Origin of the sequence: Sphingomonas sp. LR59 (assembly GCF_036855945.1) — a bacterium.
In the GTDB taxonomy this organism is placed as follows: domain Bacteria; phylum Pseudomonadota; class Alphaproteobacteria; order Sphingomonadales; family Sphingomonadaceae; genus Sphingomonas.
This window is the reverse complement of sequence record NZ_JASPFL010000001.1, coordinates 3,323,611-3,341,697: the sequence shown is the minus strand read 5'-3', so window position 1 is coordinate 3,341,697 and position 18,087 is coordinate 3,323,611. Positions and strand designations below refer to the sequence as shown.

Annotated in this window: 14 protein-coding genes and 1 pseudogene; 5 read left to right on the top strand and 10 right to left on the bottom strand. The window is 65.6% G+C overall.

From position 1 onward, the window contains the following. Positions 1-24: 24 nt before the first annotated feature. The 4 genes and pseudogenes from purE to QP164_RS15615 all read right to left on the bottom strand — a co-directional run bounded on the left by purE (position 25) and on the right by QP164_RS15615 (position 3,289). Positions 25-501, bottom strand: a complete 477-nt coding sequence (gene purE / locus QP164_RS15630) for a 5-(carboxyamino)imidazole ribonucleotide mutase (protein WP_333923727.1) — start codon at positions 499-501, stop codon at positions 25-27. A 217-nt stretch (positions 502-718) separates the two neighbouring features. Then, on the bottom strand, positions 719-1,405 hold the full coding sequence (gene gpmA, locus QP164_RS15625) for a 2,3-diphosphoglycerate-dependent phosphoglycerate mutase (RefSeq protein ID WP_333923726.1): 687 nt from the start codon (positions 1,403-1,405) through the stop codon (positions 719-721). 123 nt (positions 1,406-1,528) lie between these two features. Beyond that, positions 1,529-2,663, bottom strand: a pseudogene (locus tag QP164_RS15620) (M14 family metallopeptidase). 11 nt (positions 2,664-2,674) lie between these two features. Beyond that, positions 2,675-3,289, bottom strand: coding sequence for a DUF4136 domain-containing protein (locus QP164_RS15615; protein WP_277984080.1), 615 nt, complete (start codon positions 3,287-3,289; stop codon positions 2,675-2,677). 157 nt (positions 3,290-3,446) lie between these two features. On the opposite strand from QP164_RS15615, the gene ykgO reads away from it, so the two are divergent. Both ykgO and QP164_RS15605 read left to right on the top strand, forming a co-directional pair. Then, entirely contained in the window at positions 3,447-3,572 is a 126-nt protein-coding gene (gene ykgO, locus QP164_RS15610; RefSeq protein ID WP_003046794.1) for a type B 50S ribosomal protein L36, read from the top strand. Positions 3,573-3,576: 4 nt separating this feature from the next. Beyond that, positions 3,577-4,203, top strand: a complete 627-nt coding sequence (locus tag QP164_RS15605; RefSeq protein ID WP_333924285.1) for an HAD-IA family hydrolase — start codon at positions 3,577-3,579, stop codon at positions 4,201-4,203. An 83-nt stretch (positions 4,204-4,286) separates the two neighbouring features. Here QP164_RS15605 and QP164_RS15600 read toward each other — a convergent pair whose 3' ends face one another. Further along, entirely contained in the window at positions 4,287-4,886 is a 600-nt protein-coding gene (locus QP164_RS15600; RefSeq protein WP_333923725.1) for a L,D-transpeptidase family protein, read from the bottom strand. A 205-nt stretch (positions 4,887-5,091) separates the two neighbouring features. Between QP164_RS15600 and QP164_RS15595 the strand changes: the two genes are divergently transcribed. Next, entirely contained in the window at positions 5,092-5,793 is a 702-nt protein-coding gene (locus QP164_RS15595; RefSeq protein WP_132735072.1) for a murein L,D-transpeptidase catalytic domain family protein, read from the top strand. Between the two features lie 285 nt (positions 5,794-6,078). On the opposite strand, the gene QP164_RS15590 is transcribed toward QP164_RS15595, so the two are convergent. The 5 genes from QP164_RS15590 to QP164_RS15570 form a co-directional block, all read right to left on the bottom strand. Then, positions 6,079-7,215: a glycosyltransferase family 2 protein gene (locus QP164_RS15590; RefSeq protein ID WP_333923724.1), complete on the bottom strand. Its 1,137-nt coding sequence runs from the start codon at positions 7,213-7,215 to the stop codon at positions 6,079-6,081. Next, a complete protein-coding gene (locus QP164_RS15585) occupies positions 7,212-9,746 on the bottom strand; it encodes a DegT/DnrJ/EryC1/StrS family aminotransferase (protein WP_333924284.1) in 2,535 nt (844 codons plus the stop codon). The genes QP164_RS15590 and QP164_RS15585 overlap by 4 nt, the downstream gene beginning before the upstream one ends. Positions 9,747-9,875: 129 nt before the next feature. Continuing rightward, the gene (locus QP164_RS15580; RefSeq protein ID WP_333923723.1) at positions 9,876-11,789 is read right to left on the bottom strand and encodes a CocE/NonD family hydrolase; all 1,914 of its coding nucleotides are present in this window, start codon (positions 11,787-11,789) and stop codon (positions 9,876-9,878) included. Between the two features lie 361 nt (positions 11,790-12,150). Further along, positions 12,151-12,450 (bottom strand): hypothetical protein, encoded by a 300-nt coding sequence (locus QP164_RS15575; RefSeq protein WP_056052504.1) that lies wholly within the window; start codon positions 12,448-12,450, stop codon positions 12,151-12,153. Between the two features lie 45 nt (positions 12,451-12,495). Further along, positions 12,496-15,321, bottom strand: a complete 2,826-nt coding sequence (locus QP164_RS15570; protein ID WP_333924283.1) for a M16 family metallopeptidase — start codon at positions 15,319-15,321, stop codon at positions 12,496-12,498. Between the two features lie 280 nt (positions 15,322-15,601). Here QP164_RS15570 and QP164_RS15565 point away from each other — a divergent pair, with 280 nt between their 5' ends. Then, positions 15,602-16,279, top strand: coding sequence for a DUF6445 family protein (locus QP164_RS15565; protein ID WP_132735066.1), 678 nt, complete (start codon positions 15,602-15,604; stop codon positions 16,277-16,279). Between the two features lie 237 nt (positions 16,280-16,516). Beyond that, a complete protein-coding gene (locus tag QP164_RS15560) occupies positions 16,517-18,049 on the top strand; it encodes a M23 family metallopeptidase (protein ID WP_333923722.1) in 1,533 nt (510 codons plus the stop codon). Positions 18,050-18,087 lie beyond the last annotated feature (38 nt).

Here is an 18,087-nt window from a genome sequence, read left to right as displayed (position 1 = left end):
TTAGCGTCTTTCAGGCTATCGTCTTCAAACGGGGTCGGTGGCGACGGCGTCGGTCTGTGCTGCGCGCCATGCTTTGAGGCGCTCGGCGAGCGCGTCGTCGGAGGTGGCGAGGATCGCGGCGGCGAGCAGGCCTGCGTTGATCGCGCCGGGCTTGCCGATCGCGAGCGTGCCGACCGGGATTCCGCCGGGCATCTGGACGATCGAGAGCAGGCTATCCATGCCTTTCAGCGCCTTCGATTCGACCGGCACGCCGAGCACCGGAAGGTGCGTCATCGAGGCGGCCATGCCGGGGAGGTGCGCCGCGCCGCCGGCGCCGGCAATCACGACTTTCAGGCCGCGATCGGCGGCGGTGGTCGCATAGTCATAGAGGCGCTGCGGCGTGCGGTGCGCGGAGACGACCTTGGTCTCGTAGGCGACGTCGAGCGCGTCGAGCGTCTCGGCGGCGTGGCGCATCGTCTCCCAATCGGAGGTGCTGCCCATGATGATGCCGACTAGAGCCATTTCCGTCCCCAGATCAAAGGAGCGCCGTGCCTAGCGATGGGCGGGCGCTAGGGCAACGGTATTGGTAGGCGGAGGTAGGCCGCGCAAAACCGCACCTCCCCGGCGGAGGCCGGGGCCCAATTGGGAAACAGAGCTAACCGATGGCGGCGCTCCGGTACTGCCACCTTTCCAATTGAGCCCCGGCCTTCGCCGGGGTGGTGTCACTTTCGGACGGAGCTCAGCGCTCGCTTAGGTAGTAGCGGTCCGTCGCGTTCAGGTCGGCGTCGAGTTCGTAGACGATCGGCTGGCCGGTCGGGATCTCAAGGCTGGTGATCTCGTCGTCGGGGATGTTCGACAGGTGCTTGACCAGCGCGCGGAGCGAATTGCCGTGCGCGGAGATCAGGATGCGCTGGCCGTCCTTGAGCGCGGGGGCGATCCGCTCGTCCCAATAGGGGAGGACGCGGGCGATGGTGTCCTTGAGGCTTTCCGTCTTGGGGATGGCGATGCCGGCGTAGCGGCGGTCACTGGACAGGTCGAACTTGCTGTCCTCCTCCAAGACCGGGGGCGGGACGTCGAAGCTGCGGCGCCAGATGTGGACCTGCGCGTCGCCGTGCTTGGCCGCGGTCTCCGCCTTGTCGAGGCCGGTGAGTCCGCCGTAGTGCCGCTCGTTCAGGCGCCAGTCCTTCTCGACCGGGAGCCAGAGCCGGCCCATCGCCTCCAGTGCGATGTTGAGCGTCTTGATCGCCCGCGTTTGGAGGCTGACGAAGGTCTGGTCGAAGTCGAGGCCCTTGGTGGCCATCAGCTCGCCTGCCGCCTTGGCCTCGGCCTCGCCCTTGGCGGTCATGTCGACGTCCCACCAGCCGGTGAAGCGGTTCTCGAGGTTCCAGGTGGACTGGCCGTGGCGGATTAGGACTAGGGTCGGCATTCGGGCTCCTGCGATGACGGGACTGAACGGAAGCGTTCAAAGGTTAGGATAAGGTTAGGCCCACGCACGGTTCGCAGCGGTTGAACCCAAGCCTCCGGACCGTGCCAAGCCGTTGTTATCGGGTCAGATTTCGTCGATCATGGCGGCAAGTGTCTCTAGCATCGCATGCGCGAGCTGTTTCGACCGCTCGGGCGACCAGCCGAACTCGGGATCGGCATTGGCATCGTGATCCTTGAACGGCATTTCCAGCGTCATCGACACGGCACCGAAGCGCTCGGCGAGCTGGTTGGTCGACATCGACAGGTTCGCGGTGCCGGGCGCGGACTTGGGATAGCCCTTTTCGGTCTGGAAATCGGGCGTGTGCGCCGCGAGCCGCCGGCCGTATTCGTAGAATTTCTCGCCGTGCGCGTCGGTCCAGGACGGGATGCCTTCGAAACCTGCGATGAAATTCGCTGGGATTGCCTCGTCGCCGTGGATATCCATTGCGACGTCCACGCCGGTCTGGTCCATCGCGTTACGTACGCACAGGACTTCGGGGCTCTTCTCAGGGCTGGGCGTGTGCCATTCGCGGTTGAGGTTCACCCCGACCGCGTTGGTACGAAGGTGACCCCGGCGCGTCCCATCGGGGTTCATGTTGGGGACGACGTTGAAGGTCGCCTTAGCCAGTAGCGCGGCAGTGATCGGATCGGCCGGATCGGTCAGCCGCTCCAGCGCGCCTTCCATCCACCATTCGGTCATCGATTCGCCGGGATGCTGGCGTCCGTAGATCCAGACCAGCTTGGGCCCCGACCCGATCGTGAAGCAATCGATCGCCTGACCGTCGAGCGACTGGCCGAGTTCACGGTGCGTGACGCCCGGCAGCAACGCGGTGCGGGCCACTAGCGCCTCGTGCATCTCCATCGTGTACGGCGCGAAATAGGCGAACCAGGCGAGATCGGTGTCCGCGGTAAAGTCGAACTCCAGTACGCCATTTTCATAGCGCGTCTCGATCATCCGCCACGCTTGGCGATCGGTGCTGGCGCGCGTCTTGTAGCCCGGCCAGCCGAACGGATAGGCCGACTTGCCCGCATTGAGAATGCGGTAGGTCAGTATCCGCCCGGCCGTGCCCGCCACCCGAAAATAGAACCATTGGAAAAAGTCGGACTGGAAATCGGTGACGATCTCCAGGTCGATCTCGATCCTCGTCGATGGCGACAACACGGATGTTGCCGCCATCGAAGGCTGCGTTGATGGTAACGGGAGTAGCGGCGGGACTCATGGGCTTGTCGTTCATTTCACCTGAATAGTGCGGCCGGACTCGCCGGGGAACCCCATGAACAAGGCCTGCGCCAGCTTGGTGGCCTGGATATCGGTCCGTGCGTCCTCCTTGCGGGCGTCGGCGAACGACTGTGCGCGACCTTCCCAGACAGGCGACTGGTCCGCGGTGCGCTTGATAGTCACCGATAGCTCTGAGACGAGGATCGCGGTGCTCCCGCCGCCGCCGATCGGGAAGCCGACCCCGCCGCCGAGACCGACGCCGCCACCGCCACGACCGCCGCTAAAGCCGCCGCCGCCGAGGCCGATGCTGATCGGCGACCGCTTTGGTGGGCCAGCCTGGGTGGTGCGCGTGAAGCCGACGGTCGCGACCAGTAGCGGCTTAGCGCCCGGCGTCGGCACGCTGTAACCCGCCTTGAGCAACTCGCCCTGTACGGCGGCGGCGTAGGTCTTGAACTCGAGGCTGGCGGGGCCGCCGCCGGTGAGCGGCTGCACGGCGATCGTCCCGCGGTCGATCGGCTCGCCGAGATGATAGCGCAGCACCTCGGTCGGGGGCAGCGACGGGCCAGTCGCGCACGCGGTGAGGGATGCGCTTGCCAGCGCCAGGACCAGGATCGAACGAACCGCCATCGGGACTTCCTTAGAATGTTGCGCTATAGTAACGCTCCGACCAGCCGAGTGGGTTCCCGGATGGTAGGAGCGTGTCCGTTGCTTGACTTGGACACACCCCGCCATTAGGCGATCCCGTCTTTCCGCACACCTAGATTTGAAAAGAAGCGAATCGATCATGAAGATCCGCAATTCCCTGAAGTCGCTCAAGGATCGTCACCGCGATAACCGCGTGATCCGTCGTCGTGGCCGTACCTACGTCATCAACAAGACCAACCGTCGCTTCAAGGCACGCCAGGGCTAAACTCCTGGTTACCGCCGTCATTTTTGACGTCGGTCGTGTTCTTTACGACTGGGATCCGCGGATCCTGTACGAGCGCCTGATCGATGACGATCGGGCGCTCGACGCGTTCCTGCGTGATGTCGTGACGGTCGACTGGCATTTCCAGCACGATGCTGGCCGCGACTTCGCCGATACCTCGGCGGAGCTGGCTGCGTTGTATCCGCAGCATGCCGCGCTGATTGCCGCCTGGGGGCCGCGATTCAACGAGAGCATCGGTGCGCGAATCGCTGGGATGCACGAGATCGTCGAGGAGCTGGACGCGGCCGGCGTACCGCTGTTCGCGATCACGAACTTCAGCCACGAGTTCTGGCCACCCTTCCGCGCGCGTGAAGCCCATCTGTTCGACAGGTTCCGCGACGTGGTCGTGTCGGGCGAAGAGAAGATGGTGAAGCCGGATGCGGCGATCTATCGGCTGGCGTTGGCGCGGTTCGGGTTGGCGGCGGCAGACGCGGTGTTTGTCGACGACAACGCGGCGAATGTGGCGGCGGCGCGAGCGCTCGGGATTGAATCGGTGCTGTTTACGAACGCAGCGGATTTCCGTGCGCGATTGGTCGAGCTGGGGCTCCCGATCGCCCAGCATCCGTCATCCTGACGAAAGTCAGGATCCAGAGTCACTAGCGTCGAGGCCTATTACTCTGGATCCTGACTTTCGTCAGGATGACGGCGTGGGGTCGTTTACTGACTCAGCGAAACCGACTGGCGCAAATTGGCGATCGCGGTCTCCTGATCCGCAACCGGCGGCTCAGGGGCCACGCCACCCTCGAAATCATCCGTTACCGTCACTGTCGTCCCTAGCGTCGTGACCCCGAACAATTGCTTCGCAAAGCCGAGTGGTACGCGGATGCACCCGTGCGACGCGGGGAAGCCCGGATTCCGGCCCGCGTGGATTGCAATCCCGTCCCAGGTCAGGCGCTGCATGAACGGCATCGATGCGTCATCGTACAGGCTCGACTTATGAACCGCGTTCTTCTGCAGGATCGGATACGTGCCGAGCGGGGTATCCTTGCCATCCTTGCCGCTGGAGATCGTAGTCGCCGCAATCATCGTCGCGCCTCGATAGACGAACGCACGCTGCTCCAGCAGACTAATGACGATGCTGACCGGCTCGCTAGAGCCGTTGTCCTTCCAGACGAATTGGTTCGGCGAGAGCTCGGTCGCGGCCTGCTCAATCGGCATCGCCGCGATCGCGGCGGCCGATGCGGCCCACACGGGTTGACCCGCGAACAGCGCGAACATCAACCCCATTGCCGTAGCAGACTGCACGATCCTGCTCATCTCTTCGTAGCTCTCCGAGTCTCGATATTGCGTCCAACGCACGATTCTCCAGAACGTGCCGTCGCGCCGCTGAGTCGACGAAGCGACCCCAAGCCGGGGTAGTTCGAGGGAACGGACCCACAACCAGTGGAAATGGTTGCAGAATATTCACCGAAAATCGGCTATACGTTCGGTCACGGGAACTGGGGCAATTACGGGAAAATCGATGCACGACGAAGGTCTTGTGCGCGAACGACGCGCGCTTCTGAAGAACGGTTTGGTTTTGGCGGGGGCACTTGCGGTACCGGGGGCGGTATCCGCTACGCCACATCTTTCGCGGGCGCTGACTGCGCGCGATCTGAAGCCTATGACGCAGCCACCGCTGCCGCGGACCACGGTCGCGGTCACCTCGCCGCGGGTGGTCCGGCCCGATCTGCTGCGCCAGGCGATGGCATCGCTGAGCCGTCACGGTAGCCGCATCCAGCATCACGACCGGATCGCGATCGCCGATTTCGCGGCACCGTCGGGCAAGCCGCGGTTCCACTTCATCGATCTCGCCAGCGGACGCAGTACCTCGTTGCTGGTCGCGCACGGCAGCGGCTCGGATCCGGCGCATACCGGATATCTGGAGCGCTTCTCGAACCGCTTCGGCTCGAACGCCTCGTCCGAGGGCGCGTTCGTCACCGACGATTATTATGTCGGCAAGCATGGCCGCTCGCAGCGTCTGATCGGCCTCGATCCGACCAACGACAACGCGCTCGATCGCGCCATCGTCGTGCATTCGGCATGGTACGCGAACAAGGACATGATCGAGAGCCACGGCATGCTCGGTCGCAGCCAGGGCTGCTTCGCGGTCGGCGAGCGCGATCTCGACCAGGTGTTCGCGCGGCTTGGTGCCGGCCGGATGATCTACGCGGCGAAGGTCTGAGCCGTTATCCCAGCGAAAGCTGGGATATTCCGATTTGACGGGCGTCATCCGCCTCGTGAAATACCCCAGTTTCCGCTGGAGTGACGGAATTGTGAGGCGACATCGCGCACCCCAGACCCGACATCCAAGCGAAAGCGGAGATATCCCCGTTTTGCGGGCGTCACCCACCTCGTGAAATACTCCCGCCTTCGCTGGGGTGACGGTGATGGGTGAAGTGGCAATTTCTCTGGCGGATATGCTCGTCGTTACCCCATCGCGCGGCGCGGCGCGGCCCTGCCCCGCCACCTACCCAGCGGTCTGTGCCATCCGACTCTGCTCCATTCGCCGACGCGCGCGGCGTACGCCGCCGATAAATCCCGACCACAGCAGCGCCTCGAGCCCGGCATAGCCAAGCCCGAGATGATCGGGTCGTACCGCCAGCACGTCGCCCAGCCGCACCGTCCCCGCGCGCAACCCCGCGCGGCCAATGTCGCCCCAGCGTCGCGCCGTCTCCCAGCGGATCAGGCGGATATCGTGGGCCGAGCAGGCGTGCGTCGCGAGAAAATCCGCCTGGATTACGCTCAGCGCGCTCCCCAACGTCGCCAGCGCGGCGCGATCGGGGACGGGGCGCTTGGCCATGCTGTGCTGGACGATCAGACCTGCGACCCGCGCGGCGCGTTCGTCGAACAACCGCGCATAGCGTTCGGTCAGCACGCGCACGGACGCCGCCTCCATGATGTCGACGAACCGCTTCGACACGCCGCCGGGATGGACGCGGTACAGCACCAGAGCCTCGTCCAGCCGCGCGATCGCGCCGAAGTGCTGGATCCGCTGATACAGGTCGAAATCCTCGGCATAGAGGAGTTCCGGTCGGGTCACAGGATCGAGCCGCCGGGCCACCTCGGTCCGCATCATCGTCGACGACCAGACCAGCGGATTCTCGATGCAGGTCAGCCACGCGACCAGCGCGGGCGTGGTGGTCGGTGCATAGCTGGACGGACCGACCACGCCTTCGGTCAACAACTCGGCGGCGGTGCCCAGCAATACCGTGTCCGGATGCGAGTCGAGATACGCCACCTGGCGCGCGAAGCGATCGGGGCGGCAGATATCGTCATGGTCGAGCGCGGCGATATAGCGCCCACGCGCCTCCGCAAACCCACGATTGCGCGCCTTCACCGGGCCGCCGTTCTTCGCCATCACGACCAGTCGCACGCGCGGATCGGGCCAGGCTCGTATCACCTCGCGCGTGTCGTCGGTCGAGCAGTCGTCGACCACGATCACTTCGAAATCCCCGAACGTTTGCGCCGTGAGACTGGCGAGCGTCTCCTCGATCAACCCTGCACCGTTGTACGCCGCCATGACGACGCTGATCACCGGTACGCTCGCGCGCGCATCGACGGTCGGATCCTGCCGAATGTCGCTCTGCATTCCCGTCGAACTCACGCTGCTGCCATTACCTTCGATGTCATCACCTGATCGACGATCATGAGGCCCACATCGTTCTGCCATAACCACAAGCCATTCGCCTGCCCCGAAAAACTACGTTCCCCACCAAGCGGCCCCCACGGCACGAACCCGGCAGCAAGCCCAAGCCCGTACAGTCCCGAAATCGGCGCTTCGTCGGCATCGACGATCCGGCAATGGCGATCGACCATTGGTTTGCCGTCATGCGCCGCCAACGATATCGGCAGGCCGTCGCGGTCGACGATCGGCAGTGCGATCGGTCGATAACCGAGCGCCGCGATCACCAGATCCGCCTGTTCGACGACTGCGCGCGCGTCTTCGTCGCCGTCGCCGCCGCCATCGCCATCGCCGGCTATGCGGTGCAACGTCACGCGGGGATCGGGCGCACGACCGTCGATGCGGAGCATCCTAAGCACCAGGTCGCGCGCCTCGAGGCGAAATCCTGCAAGACGGTAGACGAACCCCGAGACCGGGCAGACGTCGTCGGGGCCGAAATCGGTGAACCCTTCGGCGTGCGCCGCTTCGACCGAATGATAGAAGGGGCGGAGCGGACGGCGGTGCAGCAGCGTGATGGCCCCCGCCCCCAGCGGCAGCGTCGGCTGACTCTTCAGCAGTAGCGCGATCGTCGTCAGCGCGCTGGTCGACCCGCCGATCACCGCGATCTTCGGGTTGCGCTTGCCGGTCAGGATATCGGCGACCTTCTCGAACCCGCCGACGGTCAGCACGTCGTCCGACTGGAGCAGCCGTCCGCTCGCAAGATCGACCAGGCTGGCCCCTGCGACGCGTTGCGTGGCAAGCCGGTCGAGCGGCTGGTGACCGCCGGTCGCGACGACGACGTTGCGCGCGAGTTGATCGAAGACATGCCCGTCGGCCAGCCGGCGGACCTGTACGCTCCATAAGCCGTCGCCGACCCGTTTCGCGCCCAGTGCCTCGTGCCCGGTCAGCACGGTGCCACCATTCTCGCGGACGATATCCGTCAAGCGATCGCCGGTCGCACGCAACAGCGGCCCGACCTCGGTCAGCGGTACGCCTAGCGCACCCTCATGCGCCGCGACCGCACGCCCGGCGGGGTGATCGACCAGCCGCGCGAGTTCGGGATGCACATTGTCGCGCACCGCGGTCAGGAAAGTCTGCGCGGTCGAATCGGAGGTGATCGCGTAGCGCCCAAGCCGCCCGCCACCGATCGCATTGCTGCGCTCGATCACCATCAGCCCCGACGCGGCCAGATCGGGTAGCAGGCCGCGCTTCGTCGCCGAGGTCAGCATCGCCGTCCCCGCAGGGCCACCGCCGACGACGATGACCGACGCGATCGCACCGCCGGGGCCGCGTACCGACGCCCGTCGGTCGAGCGGCTGGATGATCGCCGCGCACGCCGATGCCAGCGCGGTTGCCGCCCGCCGCGCATCGTCGACAGTCATCGCATCGGTAATCGGCAACGACAGCATCCGCCCCGCGATCCTGTCCGCAACCGGCGTCGGCTCGATCATCGCGGTCGCCTGAAACCACGGCTGTTCGCCGAGATGCGGGCTGAAATATCGACCGCAGCCAACGCCGTCCGCCTCGATGCTCTCGACGATCGCGTCGCGGTGGTGCGCGATATGCTCGGGGAGCAGGACAGGCATGAACTGCATCGCGCGGCGGCGGCCCGATACCGCCTGGAACTGGAAATCGGGCAGCGTCGCGCGGTAGGTATCGTCCAGTTCCGCACGATGCCCGGCAATCGCATCGATCTCGGCCAGCTTGGCCTGCGCGATGATCGCGGTGACCTCGGGCAGCTTGGCGTTGATCCCGGGCAGCGTCGCATTGCGGCTACCCTCGAAGCCGAAATTGCCCATCGACCGCAATGTCGCGATCAGGTCGACGTCGCCGCTGTGGATCAACCCGCCCTCCCCCACCGCGAACGTCTTGGTTGCATGCATCGAGTGCACGACGGCGAACGGCGCACGGGCGCCAAAGCCAACTCCCGCATCGTCGAGCGTGCCGAGCGACGAGGCCGCATCGACCACCACACCGACGCCGTAGCGCCGCTGGAAATGCACGTAGCGGTCGAGGTCGATCGCGTTGCCGAAGGTCGCATAGGGCACGACCACGCCGATCCGCTCACCGTGTCGCTGGAGAAGCCGCTCCTCTTCCAGCGCGCAGGCACCCCAATCGTCAGGATCGATATCGCAGACCAGCGGCGTCAGCCCGGCCCACGCCGCCGCCTGCGCGGTCGCGGCGAAGGTGAGCGCGGGCATCAGTGCCAGCGTGCCCTGTTTCGGGTTCAGACCGCCCGTCCGCATCCCCGACGCGTGGCGGATTGCGAGCATCAGCCCGAGCGTGGCGTTGCCGACCGCGAGGCATGCACCGTGGCCGCCGAACAGCTTTTCGGTCACCCCGGCCTCGAACGCGCGAACCTCCGGACCGTTGTTGCTGAACACCCCCGATGCCTCGACCCGACGCAGCGCATCAAGGTGCTCGCTCAGCCGCGGCGGGTTCGGCGCGATCAGGGGAGGCGTTTCATCGGCGATCCGGTCTGTTGTGCGACAGATCTATGACCCACCGCCTCCTAAGAACCAGTTACGCGAGCAAACGCCAATATATGCAAGATAGTCATTTCTTACATCACCCCGGATCGCGTCCGGGGTGATGCAGGACTTTCAGCGTACCAGTGGCAAGCTGATATAGCTTTCGTCGGGGCCCGCGACGGTGATCTTCTGCGTCGCCTTCACGTAATCCTTGGGTTGCGCAAAGAAGATGTTCGGGACGAAGGTCTGCGGGTTACGATCGTAGAGTGGGAACCAGCTCGACTGCACCTGCACCATGATCTTGTGCCCCGGCAGGAACACATGGTTGGTGGTCGGCAACGCGAACTTGTACTTGAGCGGTACGTTCGCCGCGATCGGCTTGGCGACGGCCAGATCCTCGCGATACCGGCCGCGGAAGATGTCCATCGCGACCGACAATTGATACCCCGCCATCGCCTTGTCACCGGGATAGACGTCTGGATACACGTCGATCAGCTTCACCACCCAGTCGCTGTCGGTGCCGCTGGTCGCCGCGGTCAGGTTCACTTCCGGAACACCGGCGATCGTCGTCGGTGTGGTCAGCGCGTCGGTGGTGAAGGTAAGCACGTCGGGACGGCCGGAGACCGCGCGCTGGTCATCGACCAGCCACTGTTTCCAGGTCGATCCGCTCGCATAGGTCGGCAGCGTCGGACGCACGCGGTAGCTGACGGGCGCGGCCGGGTCGGAGATATAGTCCGCCGTCGTCGCCGCGCCGCCGGTGGCCTGGAAGCCGAGCGCGCCGCCGGGCTTGAGGTAGAGCGGGGTGCCCGCAGTCGCGGCGGTTGGCCAGCTCTGGAGCTTCTGCCACTCGTTGCGGCCAGACTGGAACATCGTCACGGGCGCGACGTCCATCGCCGGCTGGTCGCTCTTCAGATAATGCGCGAGGAACGGCGCGAGCACGTGCCAGCGCCACCATTTGGCGGTGTCGGCATCCCATTTGATCGCGCCCAGCGCACTGCCGTCGCGCACCTCCTGGCCGTGATACCAGGGCCCCATCGATAGATAGACCATTTCGTTGGCGGTATCCTTGGGCTCGAGTGCGCGATAGACCGCGGGCGCGCCGTAGATGTCCTCCTGATCCCACAGCCCCCCGACGATCAGCGTCGGGACCTTCAGCGGCTGGCCGGCGAGCACGGTGTCCATCGCCTGCGTGGACCAGAACGAGTCATAGGCAGGATGCTGCGTGATCTTGCGCCAGAAGCCGAGCTGTTCGAGCCCCTGCGCCTTACCGATCGCACCCGCCGAGCCGCCCTTGAGGTAATAGTCGTAGTCGTCGGCGGTGTCGGTGATCCACGGCGTGCCGGCGTCCTTGGTCGCCTCCTGGCCGAGCACGTAGGGCATCATGCCCTCGCGGAACGCGCCGTTGTGGAACCAGTCGTCGCCGCGCCAGCCGTCGACCATCGGGTTCATCGGCACCGAGACCTTCAGCGCCGGATGCGGGTTGATCAGCGCCATCAGCGGCAGGAAGCCGTCATAGCTTATCCCGCTGATACCGACGCGCCCGTTCGATTCGGGGACGTGCTTCACCAGCCAGTCGATCGTGTCGTAGGTGTCGGTCGAATCGTCGGTCTTGGTCGGGTTTTGCGGCGTTCCGGCGCGCGCGGGGTTCATCATGTAGATGCCCTGTGATCCGTGCATCCCGCGGACGTCCTGGATCACGCGGATATAGCCCGCCGCGGCGATCACGTCGGCCGCGCCGTCGCCGTTCTGCAGAATTCCCGCATAAGTGCCGCTGTCGACCTTGGTTTGGCCGTCGGCGTCATAGGGCGTGCGCGTCATCAGGATGCCCGCGTCCTTCGCGCCCTTGGGCACGATGATGACGGTGTGCAGCTTCACCCCATCGCGCATCGGGATCTCGACGACTTTGCGAACGTAATCGTAGCCGACGTCGCGCGGTGCCATCTTGGCGGGGCGCTCGTCGTAATTCTGTGCGGTCGCGGGGGTGGTTGTAGCGACGGCAAGCGTAGCAAGCGCGCAGGCTGTGAGCAGACGGGTCATCGATTTCATGTTCTTCTTCCTTCCCTCCCGGACCGAAAAGAAAAAGGCTCGCCTTTCCGTGCGGAAATACGAGCCCCTCCCATGGTAGCTAGCGAATCGATCGCGTGATCACCCTCCGCCAAATATCGTTACTCCAGCGAACGCTGGGGTCTTCCGCTTGGCGGGTGCCAGTGGCCGCTCGGTGAGATCCTAGCTTTCGCTGGGATGACGATGTCGCGGTGGATAACGATACTCGCCCAAGACCGTCACCCCAGCGGACGCTGGGGTCTCCCGCTTGGCGGGTGCCGGTGGCCGCTCGGTGAGATCCTAGCTTTCGCTGGGATGACGGGGCCTCGGGAGGGTCTGGTGCCACGCTCTTTCGACTACTCCGTTACGCGGTCCGCGTACCGGTCAGCGGGAAGCTGCCGAACGCGCCGGCTGCGACGCTGCCCTTGAGGACGTCATCCTCAACGGTCGCCTTGCAGTCGAGCGTCATTGGCATCGGCACGGTCATGCTCTGCTTCCAGGTGATCGTGTCGCCATCGACCTCGCCGGTGACATCCATGCCGCCCATCGCGCCCGACACCGCACCGGTGAAGGTGCTGCCGGCGCTGTTGACGGTCAGCGTCATCTTCTGGTCGCCCAACGGCGATTTGACCACGCAATCCCAGCTGCCATCGACGTTTGCCATTATTCTCTCTCCTGAAGCACCGCCCGGAACGCCCGGGCTCTGCAATTATTTGGCGCCGGCAACCGACGCCGCGGGGATGACCTCGACCGGCAAACCGATGCTGTCAAGCTGCGGTCGCACCGTCTTCGCATCGCCGACCACGACCCAGATCGTCTTCTTCGGATCGAGCGCCTGCTGGATCGCAGTGTTGAGTTGCGGCAGGTTAAGTCCCTGGTATCGCTGCGTGATCGTCGCGTAGTAATCGTCGGGCCGCTTCAGCAGGTCGTTCTGCTGCATTGCGCTGAGCACCGCGTCGGACGTCTCGAAATTGCCCGACAGCGAACGGATCGCGCCGTTGATCGCACGGTCGAACTCGACCTGCGTCATCGGCTCCTTGCCGAGGAACGCGCCGATGTCGCCGCGCAGTGCCGCGATCGAGGGGCCGGTCTGGTCCGCCTGCACCGGCGCCGACAGGACATAGGGCGCGGCCTGCTCGTTCTGCTGGAAGCGCCCCGACACGCCGTACGACCAATGCCTGGTCTCGCGCAGGTCCATGTTGACGCGACCAAGGAAGCTGCCGCCGAGCGCATCGTTTGCGGTCGCGATCGGCAGCAGGTCCTGCGTGCCCTTGAGCCCGGTCGGCACGCCGGCGACGATCAGCGACTGCGGGCTGTCGGGCCGGTCGATCAACACAATCTTCGGCGCGGACGGCGTCACGCTCGCCGGGAACTGCTTCACGCCCGCCGCACCTGTCGGCCGCCACGTCCCGAACCGCGCATCGAGCGCCGCCTTCACCTCGCCGAGCGGACGATCGCTGACGACGAAGATCTTCGCCTTGTCCGGCCGCAGCCACGCCTGCTGGAACGCGACCAGATCGGCACGCGTCAGCGCCGCCACCGCCTTCGGATCGCCACTGCCCTGCGCCTTGGCATAGGGCGATGTCGGCCCGAGCAGCTTCGGCAGCACGCGCGTCGCCAGCCCCTGCGGGCTGGTCAGTTCCTGCGCGATCTGCGCCAATTGCTGGTTCTTGACGCGCGCGACCTCGGCATCGGCGAACGCCGGATTCTGCGCGATGTCCGCGAACAGGTCGACCGCGGGTGCGAGGTTCGCACTCGGCACCTGGAGCGACAGGAAGGTCCGGTCGTTCGATGCGCCCGAACCGATATCCGCCCCCAGACGCTCCTTGGCTTCCGCCAGCGCGAGCGAATCGCGCGTCGCGGTGCCCTCGTCCATCATCGACAGCGTCAGCTTCTGCGTGCCAAGCTTGGTGGGCACGTCGGCCGCGACGCCGGCATCAAAGCTCAGCACCGCCTGCGTCACCGGCACCGCGTCGCGCTGCGCGTAGACCAGCTCGATACCGTTGCTCAGACGGGTGCGCTCGACCTTCGGGAAGCTCAGCCCCGCCACCGTACCGACCGCCGGCAAGGCGCCACGCGTGCCCTTTGGCGGCGCTTCGGGCGCGGGCACCACATCGGCCTTGGGCGGCACGACCGCATTGGCATAGGCATCGCGCGCGCCGGGCACGACGGTCAGCGAATAGGCCGGACGCGACAGCCACTTCGCCGCCGCCGCACGGACGCTAGCGGGTGTTTCCGCTGCAAGCTGGAGCAGCTGTTTCTTGTAGAAGCCCGGATCGTTCGAATACAGCGCACCCTCGGCGAGCGTCACCGCCTTGCCGCCGAACCCGCCGACCGATTCAAGCCCCTCCATCTTGCGCGCCGCCGTCGTTGTCGCGACGCGGCTGACCTCGTCGGCGGTCGGGCCGTTCTTGAGGAAGTCCGCGAGGATCTCGTCGATCCGCTTGGTTACCAGCGCGGGGTCGACGCCCTCGCGGACGATCGCCTGGATCTCGAACATGCCGAGCTGGCTGAAGCTGCTGTTCTCGGCGGAAATCCGCGTGACCAGCTTCTCCTTCTTGACCAGCGCGGTATCGAACCGGCTGCTGGCGAGACCGCCGAGGACGCCCGCCGCGACGTCCAGCGCGGTGCCGTCCTTGTCGTTCAGGCCGGGTACCACCCAGTTGCGGCTGATCATCACCGCGGCGACGCGGTCCTTGATCGTCTCGCTGACCGGCGCGGGCAGGGTCGGGATCGGCGCGGGCGGGACGATGCTCTCGGGGCCCTTGGGGATGCCGCCGAAATACTTCTCCGCGAGCGTTTTGGCGGTTGCCGCATCGACGTCGCCGGCGAGCACTAGTACCGCGTTGTTCGGGCCGTAATGATCCTTGAACCAGTCCTTCACGGTCTGCAGCGACGCCGCATCGAGATCCGCCATCGAGCCGATCGTGGTGTGGCCGTAAGGGTGATCCACCGAGAACAGCCCTTCGGTGATCTTGTACTGGGTCAGGCCGTAGGGCTGGTTGTCGCCCTGGCGCTTTTCGTTCTGGACGACGCCGCGCTGCTCGTCGAGCACGCCCTGCGTGATCGCGCCGGTCAGATAACCCATCCGGTCGGATTCGAGGAACAGCGCGCGGTCGAGCGCCGCGGTCGGCACCGTCTCGAAATAATTGGTGCGATCGAAATAGGTGGTGCCGTTGAAGTCGGTGGCGCCGACCTGTTTCAACGGCTCGAAGAAATCGCCGGGTGCGTTCTCGGAGCCGTTGAACATCAGATGCTCGAACAGATGCGCGAAGCCGGTCTTGCCCTTCGGCTCGAACTTCGACCCGACGTTATACCAGACGCTGACCGCCACGACGGGCGCCTTGCGATCGGTATGGACGACAACGCGCAGGCCGTTCTTCAGCGTGAACTGCTGGTACGGAATATCAACCGACTTGACCAAATCGGCGACCGGAGCAGGGCGCGCTGCGGGCGTCTGCTGCTGCTGCGCCTGTGCGGCGGGAACCAGGAAGGCCGCGAGCGATACGCCGGCCAGAACGGTAAATTTCGACATCATGTGCAAGCGCCACCCCGGTTCGTCTGTTACAGGCAACATACGCACGCCGATCCCGACGGCAACAAGGATCGCGAAATCAATCGGTAACGGGCCGATCGGGTAGCTCCGCAGCAACCGCTCCGCTATCCAGCGGCATGAGCCAAGCGCCATCGAGCAGAACACAGCGCCTGAAGCGCGTCCTCACCCGGCGTAGCGGCCTCGCGGTGGGAACAGCCACCACTATCGTGTCGCACTACCCTGTTTCGACTGTCGCGATCGTACCACACAGGCGCGACAGATGATCCGCCCCGAGATTTCGGCGCGTCAGATCGGCATGCAGGATCAGCCGCTCGCGATCATCGATGGTTTTCATCCTGATCCCGATGCGCTGCGTACCCATGCCGCCACGCATGCGTTCGAGCAGGGTCGCAACCATTATCCCGGGCTGCGCGCGCCGCTGCCGGCGGGTTATCTGGCTGCGATCCGACCCGCGCTGACGGCGGTGTTGTCAGGAATATTCTATCACAATGCCGGGTTCGCGACGATCGACGCGAGCTATGCGATGGTGACCATACCGGCCGATCGACTCACGCTGGCGCAGCAGCTGCCGCATGTCGATGCGGTCGATCCTGGTCGCATCGCGCTGGTGCACTATCTCAGTCCCGAACGGCGCGACGGAACCGCATTCTATCGACACCGTGCGACGGGTACCGAAACGGTCGATGCCGCGCACGCACCGGACTATTATGCGCGCCTCAACGCCGAGCTGGCGCGCGACGGCCTGCCCAAGCCATCCTATATCGCCGGCTCGACCCCCTTGTTCGAGCAGATCGCGCAGGTCGAGGCTCGCTATAACCGGGCCGTGATCTATCGCAGCGCATCGCTGCACAGTGGCGTGATCGCACCGGACACCGTGCTGAGCGAGGATCCGCTGCAAGGACGCCTGACGATCACTGCGTTCCTGTTGCTCGACTAAAGCGGGGTCGCCGGACGCCACTCGGCGCCGGGCGGATCACCTGCGTGTTCGACGCGACGCGCCACCGCTTCATCGCGACGTGCCACCGGAATAGCGCCGTTTAAGTCGACTTTAGCATATTTTACGGCAGAGGACTGTCATCCGTGCACTGTGCGGCGATCCTGGTCGGCGATTCCTTGTCGGCGCCCCGGTTCGACGACCTCCTCGACTACCCCTTCAACCATCAAGGCAGCGCGCGTGTTTCTACGGGACGATCAGCGGTATGAACTGGCCGGCGTCGCGGTGACGCGGGGCCCTGTCTTGCGCATGCCGTCATCGGCAACACTGACGCCGCGCGAGTCGCCCGTCGACATTTTGCGCGGTGCGGCAACACGGATCGAATGGGTTCCGGACCTGGGCGCGCGGATCGGCAGCCTCGACTGGTGGCGCGGGTTGGCGACGTGCACGGCATTGTGCGCAGCAAGCTGGGGGTTGTCGCCGGGGATCAAACCGCTGGTCGGTGCGGTGCCGCCACCGCTTGCCGGCGCGGAATGGGACGAGGCCCGCGCACAGGGCATTACCGCGATCGGTCAGGGGGCAGCGACCGGCCGACGCATGGCCGCCAACGACCTTGTCGCACCGCTTGCCGAGGTCCCCGAACGGCCGACGGTCGAGCTCTCCGCGACACTCGGCCAGGGCGACCGGCTCGATCGCGTCCTGATGCGCGCGGGGGTCGGTCGTCCCGATGCCGATGCCGCCGCCGCCCTGGTCGCGCAGGCGGTACCCCTCGACGACATCGCCGCGGGAACACGAATCGCGCTGACGCTTGGTCGACGCCCTGATCGCACCGTTACCCGACCGCTCGAAGCGCTCGACTTCCGCGCCCGGTTCGATCTGGGGCTGGCTCTGGCGCGCACCGCGACCGGGTTGGCGATGCACCGCAAGCCGATTGCGATCGACGCGACGCCACTGCGGATCCAGGGGCTCGTCGGATCGAGCCTGTACCGATCGATGCGCGCCGCCGGGGTGCCGGCCAAGGCCGTCGAATCGTACATCAAGGCTATTGCTACGCGCGTGTCGATCGGTCGCGACGTCGGCTCGGCGGACAGTTTCGACCTGATAATCCAGCGCCAGCGCGCTGCGACCGGCGAGACGCGGATCGGCGACCTGCTGTTCGCCGGGATCGATCAGGGGCGGCACAAGGTGCAACTCGTCCGCTTCGGGCCGGGCGGCGCGGATGCCGATGGTGGTGGCGACGGCGATGCCGACGCCCCGCCGCGGACCGATGGCTGGTTCGACGCGAACGGCCAGACCGAGCGGCGCGCCGTGTCCGGCTTGCCCGTATCGGGGCGCATCACCTCGAACTTCGGCTTGCGAATGCATCCGCTGCTGGGCTTCACCCGCATGCACAAGGGCCTCGACATCGGCGCGCCCTATGGTGCGCCGATCCATGCCATGACCGACGGCATCGTCGCGTTCGCGGGACGGACCGGCGGCTATGGTAACTTCGTAAAGCTGATGCATGGCGGCGGCATGGCGAGCGGCTATGGTCATATGAGCCGGATCGCAGTGTCGTCAGGGACACGCGTGCGGCAGGGACAAGTTATCGGCTATGTCGGATCGACGGGCATGTCGACCGGCCCGCATCTCCACTGGGAGGTATGGAAAAACGGCGCCGCGATCAATCCGCGCAGCGTGTCGTTCGCCAGCGTCGCGCAACTGTCGGGCGCGAGCCTGCGCGCGTTCCGGGCGAAGGTGGCGGCGCTGCTAGCGGTGCGGACGGGGACCTGACGGCAACCCGTCAATCCTACCCCGCCAGAGGAGATGCC